Origin of the sequence: Streptomyces sp. NBC_01335, assembly GCF_035953295.1 — a bacterium.
GTDB lineage: Bacteria > Actinomycetota > Actinomycetes > Streptomycetales > Streptomycetaceae > Streptomyces.
The window spans coordinates 8,106,717-8,123,311 of record NZ_CP108370.1 but is presented as its reverse complement, the minus strand read 5'-3'; the positions used below and the strand labels follow the sequence as shown (position 1 = coordinate 8,123,311).

Genomic DNA, 16,595 nt, shown 5'->3' with positions numbered 1-16,595 from the left:
ACCAGCGGGCCCGAGATTGGCTCGAAGCGCTCGGTCGCGAGGGCCTCCGTTCGGCTCCCGGGACGCGCCGGACGGGCCGTTGAGCGCGCAACAGTCCCTGCGGGCTCCGTCCGCGCGCGGTCTCAGAAGGGGTAGGTGTCCTCCTGCCGGACGGCCACGCCGAGGTGTTCGCCGACCCGGTTGACCAACAGCGTCATCTCGTACGCCACATGACCGACGTCGGCCTCCGCCGCGGTGAGCACGCAGAGGCAGCTGCCGTCCCCGGCCGCGGTGACGAACAGCAGCGCCTCCTCGAACTCCACCATCGTCTGCCGTGCTCGGCCCGCCTTGAAGTGTCTGCCCGAGCCGCGCGCCAGGCTGTGCAGCCCGGAGGAGACCGCCGCAAGGTGCTCCGCGTCCTCCCGGACGAGTCCCGTGCTGGCTCCTGTCACCAGTCCGTCATTCGAAAGCACCAAGGCGTGCTGTATGTGTTCCACCCGGCTGGTGAGATCGTCGAGAAGCCAGTCGAGTCCCCGGTCCAACGCCATGCGTGCCCTCCCCGTTGCCACTTCCCCGTACCCCTCGTCGCGCGTAAGCCTTGCGCACACCTCTGCTGCGGGCAAGCGGCCCACGGGTCCCGGGGCGTCGCTTCGCGCCACTCGCGTCCCGGCGGCGCAGGATGGGCCCATGGCACACCACATGACCGAGGAAGAGTGGCGGGCGTTCCTCTCCGCCGGGACCCGCACCGGCAAGCTGTCCACCGTACGGGCGGACGGGAGTCCCCACGTCGCGCCCGTCTGGTTCCTCCTGGACGGGGAGGATCTGGTCTTCAACACCGGCAGGGACACGGTGAAGGGGCGCAACCTGGCGCGGGACGGCCGGGTGGCGTTGTGCGTGGACGACGAACGGCCGCCGTACTCGTTCGCCGTCGTCCAGGGGCGGGCCGGGCTCAGCGAGGACCCCGACGAACTGCTGACCTGGGCGACGCGCATCGCCGCCCGGTACGTGGGTGAGGAGGCGGCCGCGGAGTACGGCCGCCGCAACGCGGTCCCGGGCGAACTGGTCGTACGGGTACGGATCGAGAAGGTGGTCTCGATGGCCGACATCGCCGGCTGAGGGCCCGCCCGGCCCGATCCGGGCCGGCCGCGTCCCCGACCTCACGGGTCAGTACACCTGGCCCACGGAGTCGAGGAGCCGGGCGGTGTGCATCCGCCCGGCGTACTCGACCATTCGGATCAGGACCTCCTTGCCGGAGGCACGGTCCCGCGCGTCGCACAGGACGACGGGCGTCCCGGGGTCCAGGTCGAGCGCGCGCGACACGTCCTGCTCGCCGTAGGAGCGGGCCCCGGAGAAGCAGTTGACGGCGACGACGAACGGGATGCGCCGGTGCTCGAAGTAGTCGACGGCGGGGAAGCAGTCCTCCAGCCGCCGGGTGTCGGCGAGGACGACCGCCCCGAGCGCCCCCTGTGACAGCTCGTCCCAGAGGAACCAGAAGCGGTCCTGTCCCGGCGTCCCGAAGAGGTAGAGGGAGAGCCCGGACCGGATGGTGATCCTGCCGAAGTCCATCGCGACCGTGGTCGTGGTCTTGCGCTCCACGCCTTCGGTGTCGTCGACGCTCTGTCCGGCCTCGCTGAGCAACTCCTCGGTGCGCAGCGGGCGGATCTCGCTGACGGCTCCGACCAGGGTGGTCTTGCCGACTCCGAATCCTCCGGCGACCAGGATCTTCAGGGCGAGGGCCGTGTTCTCGCCACCGGCCTCCCCCGGTGCGGCGCCCCCGTCCGCGTTCACCCCGTCACCGTCTTCACGGACTGCACCGCCTGCGTGCTCGGAGGACATCGATCACTTCTCTCACCCATGAGCCCTCGGGTGCGCCCCGGTGGATCGGGCGCACCCTTCGGGTTCGGTCGAGTCCTGCCCGGCACGGTGCCGGTCAGGTATGGAGAAGCATGGCAAAGCGGTCGGCCGATCGAGAGAAGCGATCGCAAATTGATCGTTGCGGCCGGAAGGTGGTCGGACGATGCGCGTATGGCGCCTTCAATCGAGCACGTGGGTCCGAGGACGACGATCCCTTCCGGCCAGACTGGTCCGTACCAACGCGATCGGCCTGGGCCTGCGGCTCAGGAGCGCGTATCCTCCCCGCCCGCCTCCGCGTCCCGCCGTCCCGTCACCATGCGTCGGTTCGGCCACCACGACACCGGGCCGATGTCCAGCACCAGCGCGGGCACCAGCAGCGATCGCACCACCAGGGTGTCGAGCAGCACGCCGAACGCGACGATGAAGGCGATCTGCACCAGGAAGGCCAGCGGGATGACGAGCAGCGCGGCGAAGGTGGCGGCCAGCACCACGCCCGCCGAGGTGATGACTCCACCGGTGGTGATCAGGCCACGCAGTACCCCCTCGCGGGTGCCGTGCAGCAGGGACTCCTCCCGTACCCGGGACATCAGGAAGATGTTGTAGTCCACGCCGAGGGCGACGAGGAAGACGAATCCGTACAGCGGGACGGAGGCGTCCGTGCCGCTGAAGCCGAACACGTGCTGGAAGACCAGGGCCGAGACGCCCAGTGTGGCGAGGTAGTTGAGCCCCACGGTGGCGACCAGCAGCACGGGCAGCAGGACCGAGCGGAGCAGTGCCATCAGGATGACCAGGATGATGGCGAGTACCACGGGCACGATGAGCGCGCGGTCCTCGGACGCGGTGGTCTGGGTGTCGAGCCGCTGCGCGGAGTACCCGCCGACCGCGGCCTGCGCACCGGGTACGGCATGGACCGCCCCGCGCAGCCTCTTCACCGTCGCGTTGGCGGCGTCGCTGTCCGCCTCGGCCTTCAGCGTGGCGTCGATCCGCACCCGTCCGTCGACGACCACGGGAACGCCGTCGCCGGGGCGCCCGGATGCCGTGACCGGAGTGACGGCCGCGATCCCCTCGGTGTTCCGGGCGGCGGCGACGACCTGATCGGTACGGTCGGCCCGGGCGATGATCACGGCGGGGTTGCCGGACCCGCCGGGGAAGTGCCTGCTGAGCGTGGCCTGTGCGGAGACCGACGGCGCGTCGTTGACGAAGGTCTCGTCCAGCGGCACGCCCTGCGACTTCAGGGTGGGCGCGAAGAGCGCGCACGCCACCAGGACGAGCAGGGTGCCGGCCCAGACCTTGCGGGGGGCGCGGTCCACGAAGGCGGCGACACGACGCCAGATGCCGTGCCCGCCCGTGGCGGCGTCGGCGGGACGGGGCTTGGCCGGCCAGTAGGCGGCACGGCCGGTCAGCACGAGGACCGCCGGGAGGAACGTCAGGGTGGAGAGCACGGCGCAGACGATTCCGATGGCGCCCACGGGACCCAGCGCCCGGTTGTTCGTCAGATCGCTGAGCAGCAGCGCGAGGAGCCCGAGGGCCACGGTCGCCGCGCTCGCCGTGATCGCGCCGGCCGAGCGCCTCAGAGCTGCGAGTGCGGCTGCCACGCGGTCGCCGCCCCGGGTCAGCTCTTCCCTGAACCGGGCGGTGAGCAGCAGCGCGTAGTCCGTGGAGGCGCCGATGACGAGGATCGAGAGGATGCCCTGCACCTGGCCGTCGACCCGTACGACCCCGTGGTCGGCGAGGACGTACACGATCGCGCAGGCCAGCCCCAGGGCGAACACGGCGCTGATGATGATCAGGAAGGGCAGCAGGAGGCTGCGGTACACCAGCAGCAGGATGACGAGGACGGCGATGAGGGCCACACCGAGGAGCAGGCCGTCGATGCCGCCGAAGGCGTCCTTGAGGTCCGCCTGGGCCGCCGCGGGTCCGGCGATGCCCACCGTGGTGCCGGGCACGGACCGGGCGGCGTCGCGTACCCGGTCGAGGGTGCCGGGCAGGGCGTCGCCGAGGCCGGAATCGAGCTGGACGATGCCTTCGAGCGCCCGGCCGTCCTCGGAGGCGAGCGCGGGGGTGGGGGTTCCCTCCACGCCGGGCGTACCCCGGAGCGAGGCGAGCGCGCGGGTGGCGGTCTCGGCCGCGCCGCCCGGGAGCGCGCCGTCGTCGCCGGTCCAGACGACGATGGCCGGCACGGTGCCGGACTTCTGGAACGCCTTCTGCTCCTCGGAGACCTCGGTCGATTCGGCGCTGCGCGGCAGGAAGGCGGCCTGGTCGTTGGTGGAGACCTCGCCGAGTTTCCCCGCGTAGGGGCCGAACACTCCCCCGATGCCGAGCCAGACGAGGACGAGTACTGCGGGCACCAGCCAGCGGAGAGTGCGGTGCCGTGATGCGGACGTCATTGCTTCCCCAGGAGTCGACACGTTCGGAACGACGGGACGGGCTTGCGCGGTGACAGTGGTGCGAAGGGAGACAGTGGCTTACGAGGTGGGACCGCCGCGACGTGGCGATCCGCGAGGCGGGACACCTTCCCCGGATCGGGGCGCGTACGACGGCCCGACACGCGAGCGAACATGTCTCTCAACGATCAACTATCTCAATCATCGAGAGATATTACCCTGGAACCATGCGCAGCACAGAGGGCGGCCCGGACAGAGGCACGGACGAGGACGCGGCCGGGCTCCAGAGTTTCGCCGTGCTGCTGCGGCGGATGAACAGCGAGTTCAACCGCATCGCACACGAATTCGCCCACGAACAGGACCTCCACCCGACGGACGTGCAGGCGCTCATCGCGATCCTCGACGCGGACTACGGCGAGCCCGGCACCGCCATGACACCGGGGCGGCTGCGGGAGCAGCTGAACCTCACCTCGGGCGCGGTGACGGCCTGTCTCGACCGGCTGGAGCGAACCGGACACATCCGGCGTGTCCGGGACGGCGGCGACCGCAGGGTGGTGCACCTGCACTACGCGGCCGCGGCGATGGCGGTGGCCCGCGACTTCTTCCGGCCGCTGGCCGAGAGCACCCAGGCGGCGCGGGGCCAGTTCGACGCGGCGGAGCTGCGGACGGTCGCCCGCTTCCTCGAGGCGATGAACGACGAACTCGGCCAGATCCGCCGGGTGCGGAAGTGAGCACCGGAACGACTCCTGGACCCCGGCCGCGGAAGTGAGCACCGGGAGCCCTGGACTCCCGGATGCGGAAGTGACCACCGGGGAGCCCTGGACCCTCCGGCGGCCGGGCCCGGCCACGCGGCGGTGATGCCCGCCGTGCGCTCCGGGCCGTGACCCGCGCCCGCGCACGCGGGTTTCCCGGTGCTTCCCCGGACTCCCCCGGGCCCCCGGGCTTCCTCAGAGTGCCCGCAGTCCGTCGATGACCTCGCGCAGGATGCGCTCGTCGGGCAACTGGGCGGGCGGGACGGGCCGGCAGACCGACACGTGACCGCCCTCCAGCAGGTCTCCCAGCAGCACCCGCACCACGCCCACCGGGAGATCGGCGTCGGCGGCGAGCTCCGCGACCGACTGGGTCTCGTCCTGGCACAGGGCGAGCAGCGACCGGTGTTCCGGACCGAGCATCGTCTCGGCGTCGGGGTCGGACGCGCCGTCGACGACGACCAGGGCGATCAGGTCGAACCGCACCCCGCTCGGGCCCGGTTTCGTACGCCCTCCGGTGACGGCGTACGGGCGCACCAGGGGGCCCGCGTCCGCGTCGTACCACTGGCTTCCGCGCAGGGCGTCCGCGCCGGTGCCCATCTCCCGGTCCCGGTAGGGATCGTGGAACCCGTAGGGGTCCTTGCCGCCGTACGCCGCGTCGGGGTCGTCGGACATGCGCACCGTTTCCTCCCCGCCCTCAGCCCGCGACGGGGGGCTGTGCGAGCCGTGCCGGCGTACCCAGATGCTCGCCGACCCGTTTGACGAGGCGTGCCATCTCGTACGCGACCAGGCCGATGTCCGCCACGGCGTCGCTCAGCACGGCCAGGCAGGAGCCTTCGCCGGCCGCGACGACGAACAGGAATCCGTCGTCCATCTCCACCATGGTCTGACGCACCCCGCCCGCCCCGAAATGGCGGCCGGCGCCTTTGGCCAGGCTGTGGAAGCCGGAGGCGACGGCGGCCAGGTGTTCGGCGTCCTCGCGGCTGAGCACGCTGGAGGCGCCGATCGCCAGTCCGTCGCCGGAGAGGACGACGGCATGCCGTACCTCCGCGACCCGCTTCACCAGATCGTCCAGCAGCCAGTCGAGTTCGCCCGAGCGGTGGTTCAATTCCGTCCTTCCGTTCGCGATCATCCGGGATCTCCTACGTCGATGGGGTGGGCCGCCGGACCCGGTGCGGGGGGCGCCGTCGGCGGCGGGGGTACCGCCGCCGGGCCCGGTGCGTCACCGCTGCCGCGACGCCATCCGTCCCGGTAGGCGGTCATGCGGTCCCGGACCTGTTCGGGCGTACGCCCGGCGGGTTCCCCGCCGCCCGTGGTCCGCTGCTCCTGCGGCGCCCGGGCCTGTCCCTCGCGGAGCTGGGGCACCAGGTGCGCCTGCCGGACGCGCCGGGGGAGCTCGTCGTCGCCCTCGGCCCGGTGCGCCCGCTCCGGCGGCTCGGCCGTCCCCTGCCTGAACGGGGTGTGGGGGTGGCCGCGCTCGGGTGTCCGCCCGGCCGACGGAGTACGGGGCCGCCTCCGGAGTGCGGTGACCGGGGCGGGCGGCGCTTCGGGAGTGTGCCCCCCGGTCGCCCCGGTCATCTCGGAGTCCGTGCCGGAATCCGAGATGACGGAGCCCGGCCCGGAGTCGCGACCGGAGTCGGGGTCAGAGTCGGGGTCGGGGACCGCGACGGGCGGCGGGAAGGCCGGCCGGTGCTCGCGGTCGGTGAGTGCCGCGCGCGGCACGGGCTTCTCGCCACCGTCGGTCTGCGGCGGGAGCGCGGTCTGCGGGGAGTGGGCCGCCTGCGGGGGGAGCGCGCCCGGCTCCGCGTTCTTCGACGGCTCGTCGTGCAGCAGCGCGGTCGGCAGCAGGACCACGGCAGTGGTGCCGCCGTACGGCGAGGCGCGGAGCCCCACCTTGATCCGGTGGCGGTTGGAGAGGCGGCTCACCACGAAGAGCCCGAGCCGGTCGCTGTCGAAGAGGTCGAGCGCCTCGGACTGCTCGATGCGTTTGTTGGCCTGGGCCAGGAGCTCCCCGCCCATGCCGAGGCCCCGGTCCTCGATCTCGATCGCGTACCCGTTGCCCACCGGTTCGCCGGTGATCCGCACCTTGGTGTGCGGGGGCGAGAACTGGGCGGCGTTCTCGACGAGTTCGGCGAGCAGGTGGGTGAGGTCGGCGACCGCGGCGCCCGTCACGGAGACGTCGGCGAGGCGGCGTACCTCCACGCGGGCGTAGTCCTCGATCTCCGAGACCGCCGCGCGGACCACCTGGGTGAGCGGTACGGGCCTGCGCCAGGCTCGCCCGGGGGCGGCGCCCGACAGGATGATCAGGCTCTCGGCGTGCCGGCGCATGCGGGTGGTCAGGTGATCGAGGCGGAAGAGGTCGGCGAGCTCGTTGGGGTCGTCGGCGCGCCGTTCCATGCCGTCCAGGAGGTTGAGCTGGCGGTGGACCAGGACCTGGCTGCGGCGGGCGATGTTGACGAAGACTCCGGCGATGCCGCTGGCGAGTTCGGCACGCTCCACCGCTGCGCTGAGCGCGGCGCGGTGCACGATGTCGAGTGCCTCACCGACCTGGCCGATCTCGTCCGGCGACGGTCTGCGCATCGGCGATTCGGCCTTCACGTCGATCTCCTCGCCCGCCCGCAGGCGCTCCATCGCGCGGGGCAGTTCGCGGCGGGCGATGGCCAGGGCGCTGTCGCGCAGGCTCACCAGCTCCGTGACGAGCCCGCTGCCGATGCGGACGGAGATGACGAGCGCGGCGACCACGGCGACGAACCCGAACAGGACCGCCGCACCGTCGGGACTCGTCAGCCCGCTGGTCAGCGGGTCCGAACGGCCCGCCACGCGCTCGGCCGCGGCGGCTTCGACGGCGCGCAGCCGGGCGAGGACGGGACCGCCCGCCAGGGACCAGGCGTCGGCCGGCACCGCGCGGGCGGCCCGGGGACCGGGCCGCGCGGCGAGTACCGCGTCCTCGGCGCTCTCCACGGCGCGGTAGGTGGAGTCCGCGGCGAGGTCCTGCCAGGCATCGCGTTCGGCGGCGGGCAGGTCGGCCGCGGCCGTCTCCGTGAAGGAGCGCCGTGCCTCCACCGCTCCCGTGAACCGGAGCAGTGCCCGCCCGTCGAGCGTGCCGGTGCGGGCGGCCACGGCGAGCAGGACGTCCTCGCGGGCCAGCATCTCGTCCGCCCTGCCGAGTTCGAGCAGGACGCGCGCCTCGGGGCCGGCTTCGGCGTCCTGGATTCCGGTGAGCGCTCCGAGCACGCCGAAGGCGGCGCCGATGGCGTCGGTGTAGGCGAGGTAGGTGTTGTCCCGGTCTGTGTCGCTGTGCGCGCCTGTGTCCGAGGAGGCGCGGAGACGGCCGCGCAGGGCGCCCAGTGCCTCGGCGCGGGAGAGGAAGACGTCCATGCGGGTCGAGAGGCCCGTCGGGAGGCTCCCGGTGTCCGCCACCGTGTGCCCCTCGCCCATCCGCAGCCGGTCGAGCGCCGCGTCGGTGCGGGCGGCACGGTTCCGCAGGGTCGCGGCCGCCGCCTCGCCCGGTGCGGCCGCCTGGACGAGTGCCGCCTTCCGTTCGGCCTGGAGCGCGTCGACGGCCTGCCGGACCGGGGTGCGCACGGTGGTGTCCACCCGCTCCGCCTGGCGCAGCCGTGCCACCTCCTGGGCGGTGGTGACGGTCGCGAGCCCCCACAGGGCGAGCAGGGACACCACCGGCACCATCAGCAGGGCGAGCACCTTGGCGCGTACGGTTCGGGGCCGCGGGGACCAGGTGCGCCGGCGCCCGGACGGGTCCTCCGGGCGCCGCGAAAGGGCACCGAGCACGGCACGCTCGTCGGCCGGGGGCCCCGCGTGCGCGCGTCGGCCGCGTACCGGGGGTATGGGCCGGTCGTCCTGGGCGCCGGGCGCCTGGGTCGTACGGAGTGGGCGCATGGCCTCCTCGTTCCGGTCGGGAAAGGGGCGGGTCGGGGGACGGGTACGGTGGCCGGTCAGCGGGTGGCGGCCGCGGAGGGGTCGCCGGGTGTGGTGAGTCGGTCGGTGTGCCGGGCGCGTGCGGCCGAGGCGGACACGTAGGCGTCGGTCTCGGTGTCGGCGTCCCGCGCCGTGGGAGAGAGCGCGACGAACGCCGAGGTGAGGAAGAGGTAGGAACCGAGCCCGACGGTCAGGGGGAAGATGAACTGCATGGCCGTGGCCCCGGTCAGGGGTGCGGCGGACGGGGCGACTTCGACGCCGACCGCGAGCATGCCGGTGTAGTGCATGGAGCTGACGGCGGCGCCCATCACGAGGGAGGCGAGCGCCACGGCTCCGGGGGTGTGGATGTTGAGGGCAGCCCAGAGGGCCGCGGTGGCGGCGACGACGGCGATCACCACGGAGACCGCGACCATCGCCGGGTTGTAGTGGACTTCACCGTGCAGGTGGATGGCGGCCATGCCGAGGTAGTGCATGCTCGCGACACCGACCCCGGTGGTGAGCCCGCCGGTCAGCAGGGCCCGTTCGCGGTTGCGGCCGTGGCCCACCGCGAAAACGCCGATCCCGACGACCAGCACGGCCACGATCAGGCTGAACAGGGTGAGGCCCACGTCGTAGCGGATGTCGGTGCCGGTGACCCCGAATCCGAGCATGGCGACGAAGTGCATCGTCCAGATGCCGGTGCCGAGGGCGGATGCCGCGGTGAGCAGCCAGTTGCGCCGCGAGCGGCCGGTGGTGTGCAGCGCGCGCACGGTGCATCGGAGTCCGAGCGCGGCGCCGATCGATGCCATCGCGTACGACAGCACGGGTGTCAGCCAGCCGAAGGTTGCGTGGTCCAGGTGTCCCATAAGTCGGGGACGGTAGCCCGGCGGGAGGTACATGCCGGGGGCACACTTCGAAATTCATGGAATATGACGGATCGCCGCTCCGAACCGATCGGAGAGTGGCTGATTCTGTCGCCCAAAGCCAGCGGACGGACGCAGTGATTGTCGCCATGAACCCGCCACAACCGATCGCGCCGCGCGGAGCTTCCGCACTTCACACGGCTGCTTCACGCGGCTCGGCGAAGTCTTCCCGGCCCACCGCGAACTCACTCCTCCCACAGCCCCGTTCCGGCCACCGAACCCGATCACCTCCACCTGTCCGCATGGCCACATGGCCACGTGGCCGATGACCGGACACGCGTACACGGGCGCCGCTCCCGCACGTGGGGTCACTCGGCGGCGGCTCCGTCCGACGCGCGGCGGTGCGGCACCGGGCACCCCCGGACCCCCGGTGTGGGGAAGGTGCCGAGCGCGGCCACGTCGTACCCGTCCGGGTAGCCCTTGATCTCCGGGTTCTGGCGGGCGAAGTGCGGCGCGGACCGCGGCGGAAGCAGCCGGACCGCCCGCGCCCGCAGACGCAGCGCTCCCCTGGTCAGACCGCGTGCGAAGGCGCTCGGACGCCGGTAGCGGAAGGCGTCGATCAGTGCGTCGTCGAGGAGCGCGAGACTCGCCTTGCGCACCAGCGGTGCCAAGGGCGCCGGGTACCAGGAGGCCATCAGGCCCAGGGTGGCGTCGGAGACCTTCCTCGCCCCCTCGTCCCACCCGAAGTGGGCGTTCTCGTAGGCGTCGAGGGTCTCCTCGAACTCCTCGTAGGTGCGGGGCAGGTCCTTGATCCCCATGTGTGCGCCGAGCGTGCGGTAGTAGACCGCACAGGCCTGGCGTTCGTGGGCGGACAGCGCGCGCCAGCCGTACGCGTCCAGCCAGCGCTTGGGGACCACGACGAAGGTGCAGAGCACGTAGCGCATGTCGTCGTTGCTGATGGCGTAGCTGCAGTGCATCGCGTTGATCCGCCGGAGTGCCGTACGGCCTTCTCCGGAGTCGAACCCGTGCTCCACGACGGTGTCCAGCAGGAGCGCCGTGTCGTCGTAACGCTTCTGGGACCGGTCCGTCAGCTCCGCCGTCGTCGCCAGCAGTCGGCCGATGCTGGGCACGGCATACGTGCGGTACAGGGCGAGTTCGAGAGCGCGGGTGACGTCCCACGGGAACTCGAGTGTGACGGACAGCCGGTAGATCCGGAGGAAGTCCTGTTCGGGATCGAGACTTTGGATCTCCTTCAGCCGGTCGAACCTCTTCATGCCCGCGTCCCCTCCGTCGGTCCGGATCTCCACTGTAGGGCGGGGGAGACGCCCGGACCCGGCTCGCGGAAGGGGGACGCCGGCTCCCGAAGTCCGCGATCACCTGCCGCGCGAGGTCTCGACGGCGGGGTTACCGGGTGGTTAGGGTGCGCCGACGCATCCCACGAACGAGTTCGAGGCAAGAGGAGGACATCGTGGCCGGGACGGACGACACGATCGCCGCCGACGACGACACGCTGTACGTGCTGACCGCGCTCCTGCTGACCCCCGCGAGCTTCCCCACCGTGCTGGGCGACGACTACCCGGCCGCGTGCCGCTCGCTCTCCCTCGAACCGTACGAGGAGGGGTACGGCCTCGTGCTCGGGCAGGACGGTGCGGGTGCCCGCTGGACCGTGGTGACCGAGGACGCCACCACCGTCGCCGGTGCCATCGCCGCCTGGGACTGTGGCATCGCGTACGAGCTCTCGCCCGACGACCGCACGGTCGTCTGCGCACTGCCGGGCTGGCCCCTCGCCCTCGCGGTCGCCGCGCCCGGGGTGCCCGCACCCTACGACCCCGAGCCCGCCGCGGACGGTGGGGCGCTCCTTCTGACGCCCCCTTCGGAGAGCGACTGGGGACCGGAGCAGCGGCGGATGGGGGCGGACGAGATCGCCGCGCGGTGGGCGTCGTGGCGCGAACAGGTCGACGCGGCGGTCCCCGGTCCCGGAGCGAGCGCGGCCCAGGAGCCGGAGAGTCCGGGAACGAAGGGACACCCCGGCGTGCGCAGGGCGCTGGAGGAGGCGCGCGACTACCTGGACTCGCCTCCGCCGCCGGGACGCATCAGGTCCTCCTTCGCCTCCGCGGACGTCCGGACGCTGCGGGTCGACGGACCCGGGTGGTCGCTGGTCGCCCGGACCGACGACATGGCCTTCGTCCTGCTGGACGACGCGCCGGGCGAGGTACTGCAGGTACGGAGGGGTACGCAGCTTCTCGGGCTCCTGACCGCACTCGACGCGCTCGCCACCCGGCCCGCGTGAGGCGGCCGTCCGCCACCCGCGTACGCCCCTTGCGACAGGCCCCCGGGGCGGCCCCAGGGTCAGACGCGGTCGAGGGCCTTGTGCGGCCCGACGGGGAGCTCGGCCCGGACGGTGTCTCCGGCTCGCACGGGTCCGTCGTCCACCACCACTCCCATGATCCCGGCCCTGCGGACCACGCGTCCCGCTTCGTCGCGCCCGACGACGCGCTTGAGCAGTCCGCTCCGGAAGGCGTCGATCTGGAGGCACGGATTGCGCAGGCCGGTGACCTCGACGACGGCCTGGTCCCCCAGGTGCAGCAGGGTGCCCACCGGCAGGGCGAGCAGGTCGAGGCCGCGCGTGGTGACGTTCTCGCCGAGGTCGCCGGGGGCCAGGTCGAAACCGTCGGCGCGCAGCTCGTCGAAGAGTTCCTGCTGGATCAGGTGGACCTGGCGGAGGTTGGGCTGGGTGGGGTCCTGGGCGACCCTGCTGCGGTGCTTGACGGTGACGCCCGCGTGGACGTCACCCTCCACTCCGTGTCCGGCCCGGAGCGTGATGCTCTCCCGGACCGGTTTGGTGAAGGTGTACTCACCGCTGCGGCTCACCGCCACGACTGTGCCGTTCAGCGTCCCATCTCCTTGCGTCGTATACGTCGGATCCTGCGCCGCTGCGAGGGATCGAGCAGCAGATAGCCCGCGGTGGGCACCCCGATCAGCACCACGAGAGCCCACCAGAACCCGATGAACGGGATCAGGACGGCTGCCACGACAACTCCCCCGATGGCGATCTTCGCGCCGTTCGACATGATGGTGCCTCCTCCGCGGCACGCAGCCGCTTCACCCATGACAACGCCTCTGCGGCGCGTACGGTTCCCCGCCGGGCCTACCGCAGCGGAGCTCCCACGTCGTGCATGTGGGACAGGCCCTGGCGGTAGGACTCCACGAGCCCCGTCTCCGTGTACGGCATTCCGATCCGGTGGCAGTACTCCTCGACCAGCGGCTGGGCGAGGCGCAGGTGGGGGCGCGGCATGCTCGGGAAGAGATGGTGCTCTATCTGGTAGTTCAGCCCGCCGAGGAACCAGTCGGTGAGGACGGCGCCCCGCACGTTGCGCGAGGTGAGGACCTGGCGCTGCAGATGGCCCCAGCGGTCGCCGTCCGGGTCGGGCATCTCCATCCCCTTGTGGTTCGGTGCGAAGGCCATCCCCAGGTGCAGTCCGAAGAGCGCGTGGAGCACCAGTGCGAAGACGACCGCCTTTCCGGCCGGCATGGCGGTGAGGAACAGCGTCGCCCAGAGCGCGAGGTGGGCGACCATCAGCAGCCCGGACAGCACGCCCTCGCGGCCGGGCTGCCGGCGCAGGAACTGGAAGCCGGAGACCTTCAGCGCGATGCCCTCCAGCAGCAGCATGGGGAAGAAGAGGCGTGCCTGGTGGCGGGTGAGCCAGCGGGCGAAGCCTTCCCGCTGGGCCGCCTGCTTCTGGGTCCAGACCAGGGCCCCCACGCCGACGTCCGGGTCCTTGTCGATGTGATTGGGGTTGGCGTGGTGCCGGACGTGCTTGTCGTTCCACCACGCCTCGTTCATGCCGAGGAGAAGGTTCCCGTGGACGAGGCCGATGATCCGGCTCGCTCTGCGGTTCCCGGTGATCTGGGCGTGCCCCGCGTCGTGTCCGAGGAAGGCGGTACGGGTCCACAGGACGGCCAGCGGCACCGCGAGGAGCAGCGTCCACCAGGTGTCGCCGAGGAGTTCGATGCCGGTGGCGACCGCGGCCAGACAGAGCGCGTTCACGGCGATGCCCGCCGCGTACCAGCCGGTGCGGCGGTCCAGCAGCCCCTGTCCCTTGACGGCCTTCAGGAGCGGCGCGAAGTCGCTGCCGCCGGGGGCACCTTCGGTGAGGCCCCGCCGGGCGGGCACGGCCTGCGGGGCGGGCCGGGCGCCGGGTCCGGCGGGCCGGTCGCCGTCCGCGTCCGGGGAGGGCGGGGCGACAGAGGTCGCGGCCCGTGCTCCGGACGGGTCGGTGGCGGTGGTGGTCGCCTGGGGCATGGCATCTCCAGCTCTCTGGACGGGTGCGCCTACCCGAAGAAACGTAATGAAGGGGGACACGCGGCGGCCATGACGCCACCATCCCGATGAGCAGGGGGTCTTCCCCCTGATTCCATGGTGGTGCTGTCCCCCGTAAGGGCCCCGCGCGGGACGACCGCGGCCTTCCGTGGGCCTCGGGGGACCTCGCGGGGAACCGAACGGCCGTTCACCTCGTCGTTCGTGCCGGGGCACACCCGCCGGGAGGCGGTTCCGCGCGCCCCGGCCGTGATCCGTACCCGTCCCCTGGAGAGCACGATGCACCGCAGAAGGATTCTCCGGGCGGTGGCCGGCACCGCGGCGGGCCTTCTTCTGCCGGCGTCGGTGCGCGGGGTGGACGCGCCCTCGGCGGGGACGGACAGTGCGCTGGCCCGCTGGGCACCCGCCTCGGCCGCCAACTACACCGTGCCCGGGGGCACCTCGCCCCGGCGGGTCGACCGGGTGGTCGTCCACGTCACCCAGCAGGCCTTCACGCAGACGCTCGGCATCTTCCGCGACCCGTCGAAGAAGGTGTCGGTCCACTACGTCGTGCGGTCCGGCGACGGCTACACCGCCCAGTGCGTACCGGAGCGGGACATCGCCTGGCACGCGGGCAACTGGGACTACAACGTCCGTTCCGTCGGCATCGAGCACGAAGGCTGGGTGGAGCGCCCGGAGTACTTCACCGCGGCGATGTACGAACGGTCGGCGCTGCTCACCGCCGACATCTGCGAACGCCACGGCATCCCCAGGGACCGTACGCACATCATCGGCCACTACGAGGTGCCGGGGACGGACCACACCGATCCCGGTCCGCTCTGGGACTGGGACCGTTATCTGCGGCTCGTCCGCCACGCCTGAGGGGACCGGGGTACCCGGCCGCACGCCAGGTCGGGGAGCGGTCGCGCCGGACGGGGACCGCCCGCTCCCCCTCGTCAGCCCCGTCGCCGCCCGTGGCGCAACCGGAACCAGACGTCGCGCGCCTGCCGGCCCGCGGAGGTGCGGCTGGCCGAGACCAGCCGGTGCGCCTGCTGGCGCGTCTCGACCATCGGCCCGGAGCCGCGCAACGGGCGACCGGCCGTCTCGTGCAGGAAGAGGGTGGAGATCAGCCCGATGACGCCCGCCACCATCAGGTAGTAGGCGGGCACCATGTCGTTGCCGGTGGCCTCCACGAGCCCGGCGGCGAACAGCGGGGTGGTTCCGCCGAAGAGCGATACGGAGATGTTGAACGCGATCGAGAGCGCGCCGTACCGGATGCGGGTGGGGAAGAGCGCCGGAAGGGTGGAGGCCGAGGTCCCGGCGAAGCAGACGAGCAGCAGGCCGAGGATCACGCAGCCGAAGGCCGGGAGCAGGATTCCGCCCTGCCGGATCAGCAGGAACGCCGGGATGGAGAGCGCCACCAGAGCCACGCTCCCCGCCATGAACACCGGCCTGCGGCCCCACCGGTCGGAGCTGCGGCCCACGGTGGTGATGGTCAGGACGACCAGCAGCATGGTGCCGAGGACGAGCAGTTGCGAGGTGGTCTCGGGTTCGCCGAGGGTCTCCGACATGTAGGTCGGGAGGTAGGACGTGACCATGTAGTTGGTGACGTTGTAGAGGAGCACCAGGCCCATGCAGATCAGCACGGCCTCCCAGTGCTCGGAGAAGATCTCCTTGAGCCGGCCCTTGCCCGACTGCCTGGCCTCTTCCACCGGGCCGGCCTCCGCCAGGGCCTCGGCCTGTTCCTCCTCCTGCCGCTGGAAGGCGGGGGTCTCCTCCAGCTTCATGCGCATGTAGAGGCCGATCAGCCCCAGCGGTCCGGCGACGTAGAAGGGGATGCGCCAGCCCCAGTCCGTGAGCCCGTCGGTACCGAGGACGGCGGTGAGCACGGTGACCAGGCCCGAGCCCAGCGAGTATCCGACGAAGGTGCCGAAGTCCAGCCAGCTGCCGAGGAACCCGCGCCGCTTGTCGGGGGCGTATTCGGCGATGTACGTGGTCGCTCCGGCGTACTCCCCGCCCGTGGAGAAGCCCTGCACGAGCCGGCACACCAGGAGCAGCAGGGGGGCCGCGAAGCCGACGGCCGCGTAGGTGGGGAGGAAGCCGACGGCGAAGGTGCTCGCCGCCATCATGATCATGGTGATCGCAAGGACCTTCTGCCGTCCCACCCGGTCCCCGAGCGGACCGAAGACGAGTCCGCCGAGCGGCCGAACCAGGAACGCGGCGGCGAAGGTGGCGAACGTCGACACCACCTGGGCTCCGGGTGAACTGGACGGGAAGAACACCTTGCCCAGCGTTCCGGCCAGATACGCGTAGACGCCGAAGTCGAACCACTCCATGGTGTTGCCGAGTGCTGCGGCCGTGACCGCCCGGCGCACCTTCGGCGGATCGGTGACGGTGACGTCCTTGGCCCGGACCGCTTTCTTGCGGCGCCGTACGACCGTGCGCATCATGCGGTCCACGGCCTCGGTGTCGCGCCGGGACCGCCCTCCCGGCTGTTTCCTGGTTCCGGCCATGCGTCCACCCCTTTCCGAGGGCTCTCGGCGCCTCACCTTCC

16 protein-coding genes are annotated in these 16,595 nt (G+C 72.1%); 4 read left to right on the top strand and 12 right to left on the bottom strand.

The genetic code is table 11. The features are described 5' to 3' along the window. Positions 1-122: 122 nt before the first annotated feature. A complete protein-coding gene (locus OG599_RS34110) occupies positions 123-527 on the bottom strand; it encodes a roadblock/LC7 domain-containing protein (protein WP_327179837.1) in 405 nt (134 codons plus the stop codon). 139 nt (positions 528-666) lie between these two features. Here OG599_RS34110 and OG599_RS34105 point away from each other — a divergent pair, with 139 nt between their 5' ends. Next, entirely contained in the window at positions 667-1,095 is a 429-nt protein-coding gene (locus OG599_RS34105) for a PPOX class F420-dependent oxidoreductase (RefSeq protein WP_327179836.1), read from the top strand. A 48-nt stretch (positions 1,096-1,143) separates the two neighbouring features. On the opposite strand, the gene OG599_RS34100 is transcribed toward OG599_RS34105, so the two are convergent. After that, positions 1,144-1,815 carry a GTP-binding protein gene (locus tag OG599_RS34100; RefSeq protein WP_442809646.1) on the bottom strand — a complete coding sequence of 224 codons (672 nt, stop codon included), beginning with the start codon at positions 1,813-1,815 and terminating at the stop codon, positions 1,144-1,146. A gap of 281 nt (positions 1,816-2,096) precedes the next feature. Continuing rightward, positions 2,097-4,220 carry an MMPL family transporter gene (locus OG599_RS34095; protein WP_327179834.1) on the bottom strand — a complete coding sequence of 708 codons (2,124 nt, stop codon included), beginning with the start codon at positions 4,218-4,220 and terminating at the stop codon, positions 2,097-2,099. Between the two features lie 224 nt (positions 4,221-4,444). Between OG599_RS34095 and OG599_RS34090 the strand changes: the two genes are divergently transcribed. Continuing rightward, entirely contained in the window at positions 4,445-4,948 is a 504-nt protein-coding gene (locus OG599_RS34090; protein ID WP_327179833.1) for a helix-turn-helix domain-containing protein, read from the top strand. 216 nt (positions 4,949-5,164) lie between these two features. Here OG599_RS34090 and OG599_RS34085 read toward each other — a convergent pair whose 3' ends face one another. From OG599_RS34085 to OG599_RS34065, 5 genes are all read right to left on the bottom strand, one after another. Further along, positions 5,165-5,566, bottom strand: a complete 402-nt coding sequence (locus tag OG599_RS34085; RefSeq protein WP_327180287.1) for a DUF742 domain-containing protein — start codon at positions 5,564-5,566, stop codon at positions 5,165-5,167. A gap of 97 nt (positions 5,567-5,663) precedes the next feature. Beyond that, entirely contained in the window at positions 5,664-6,098 is a 435-nt protein-coding gene (locus OG599_RS34080) for a roadblock/LC7 domain-containing protein (RefSeq protein ID WP_327179832.1), read from the bottom strand. Continuing rightward, positions 6,095-8,863: a sensor histidine kinase gene (locus OG599_RS34075; protein WP_327179831.1), complete on the bottom strand. Its 2,769-nt coding sequence runs from the start codon at positions 8,861-8,863 to the stop codon at positions 6,095-6,097. The genes OG599_RS34080 and OG599_RS34075 overlap by 4 nt, the downstream gene beginning before the upstream one ends. 56 nt (positions 8,864-8,919) lie before the next feature. Then, the gene (locus OG599_RS34070; RefSeq protein ID WP_327179829.1) at positions 8,920-9,747 is read right to left on the bottom strand and encodes an MHYT domain-containing protein; all 828 of its coding nucleotides are present in this window, start codon (positions 9,745-9,747) and stop codon (positions 8,920-8,922) included. A 365-nt stretch (positions 9,748-10,112) separates the two neighbouring features. Continuing rightward, the gene (locus OG599_RS34065; protein ID WP_327179828.1) at positions 10,113-11,018 is read right to left on the bottom strand and encodes an oxygenase MpaB family protein; all 906 of its coding nucleotides are present in this window, start codon (positions 11,016-11,018) and stop codon (positions 10,113-10,115) included. Between the two features lie 194 nt (positions 11,019-11,212). On the opposite strand from OG599_RS34065, the gene OG599_RS34060 reads away from it, so the two are divergent. Then, positions 11,213-12,034, top strand: a complete 822-nt coding sequence (locus tag OG599_RS34060; protein WP_327179827.1) for a hypothetical protein — start codon at positions 11,213-11,215, stop codon at positions 12,032-12,034. Between the two features lie 59 nt (positions 12,035-12,093). Here OG599_RS34060 and OG599_RS34055 read toward each other — a convergent pair whose 3' ends face one another. The 3 genes from OG599_RS34055 to OG599_RS34045 form a co-directional block, all read right to left on the bottom strand. After that, positions 12,094-12,636 carry an MOSC domain-containing protein gene (locus OG599_RS34055; RefSeq protein WP_327180286.1) on the bottom strand — a complete coding sequence of 181 codons (543 nt, stop codon included), beginning with the start codon at positions 12,634-12,636 and terminating at the stop codon, positions 12,094-12,096. Beyond that, positions 12,633-12,815, bottom strand: a complete 183-nt coding sequence (locus OG599_RS34050) for a hypothetical protein (protein WP_327179826.1) — start codon at positions 12,813-12,815, stop codon at positions 12,633-12,635. The genes OG599_RS34055 and OG599_RS34050 overlap by 4 nt, the downstream gene beginning before the upstream one ends. A 77-nt stretch (positions 12,816-12,892) precedes the next feature. After that, positions 12,893-14,047, bottom strand: a complete 1,155-nt coding sequence (locus tag OG599_RS34045) for a fatty acid desaturase family protein (protein ID WP_327179825.1) — start codon at positions 14,045-14,047, stop codon at positions 12,893-12,895. Positions 14,048-14,341: 294 nt separating this feature from the next. Here OG599_RS34045 and OG599_RS34040 point away from each other — a divergent pair, with 294 nt between their 5' ends. After that, positions 14,342-14,923, top strand: a complete 582-nt coding sequence (locus tag OG599_RS34040) for an N-acetylmuramoyl-L-alanine amidase (RefSeq protein WP_327179824.1) — start codon at positions 14,342-14,344, stop codon at positions 14,921-14,923. A 74-nt stretch (positions 14,924-14,997) separates the two neighbouring features. Here OG599_RS34040 and proP read toward each other — a convergent pair whose 3' ends face one another. Further along, positions 14,998-16,491: a glycine betaine/L-proline transporter ProP gene (proP, locus tag OG599_RS34035; protein ID WP_327180285.1), complete on the bottom strand. Its 1,494-nt coding sequence runs from the start codon at positions 16,489-16,491 to the stop codon at positions 14,998-15,000. Between the last annotated feature and the right edge of the window lie 104 nt (positions 16,492-16,595).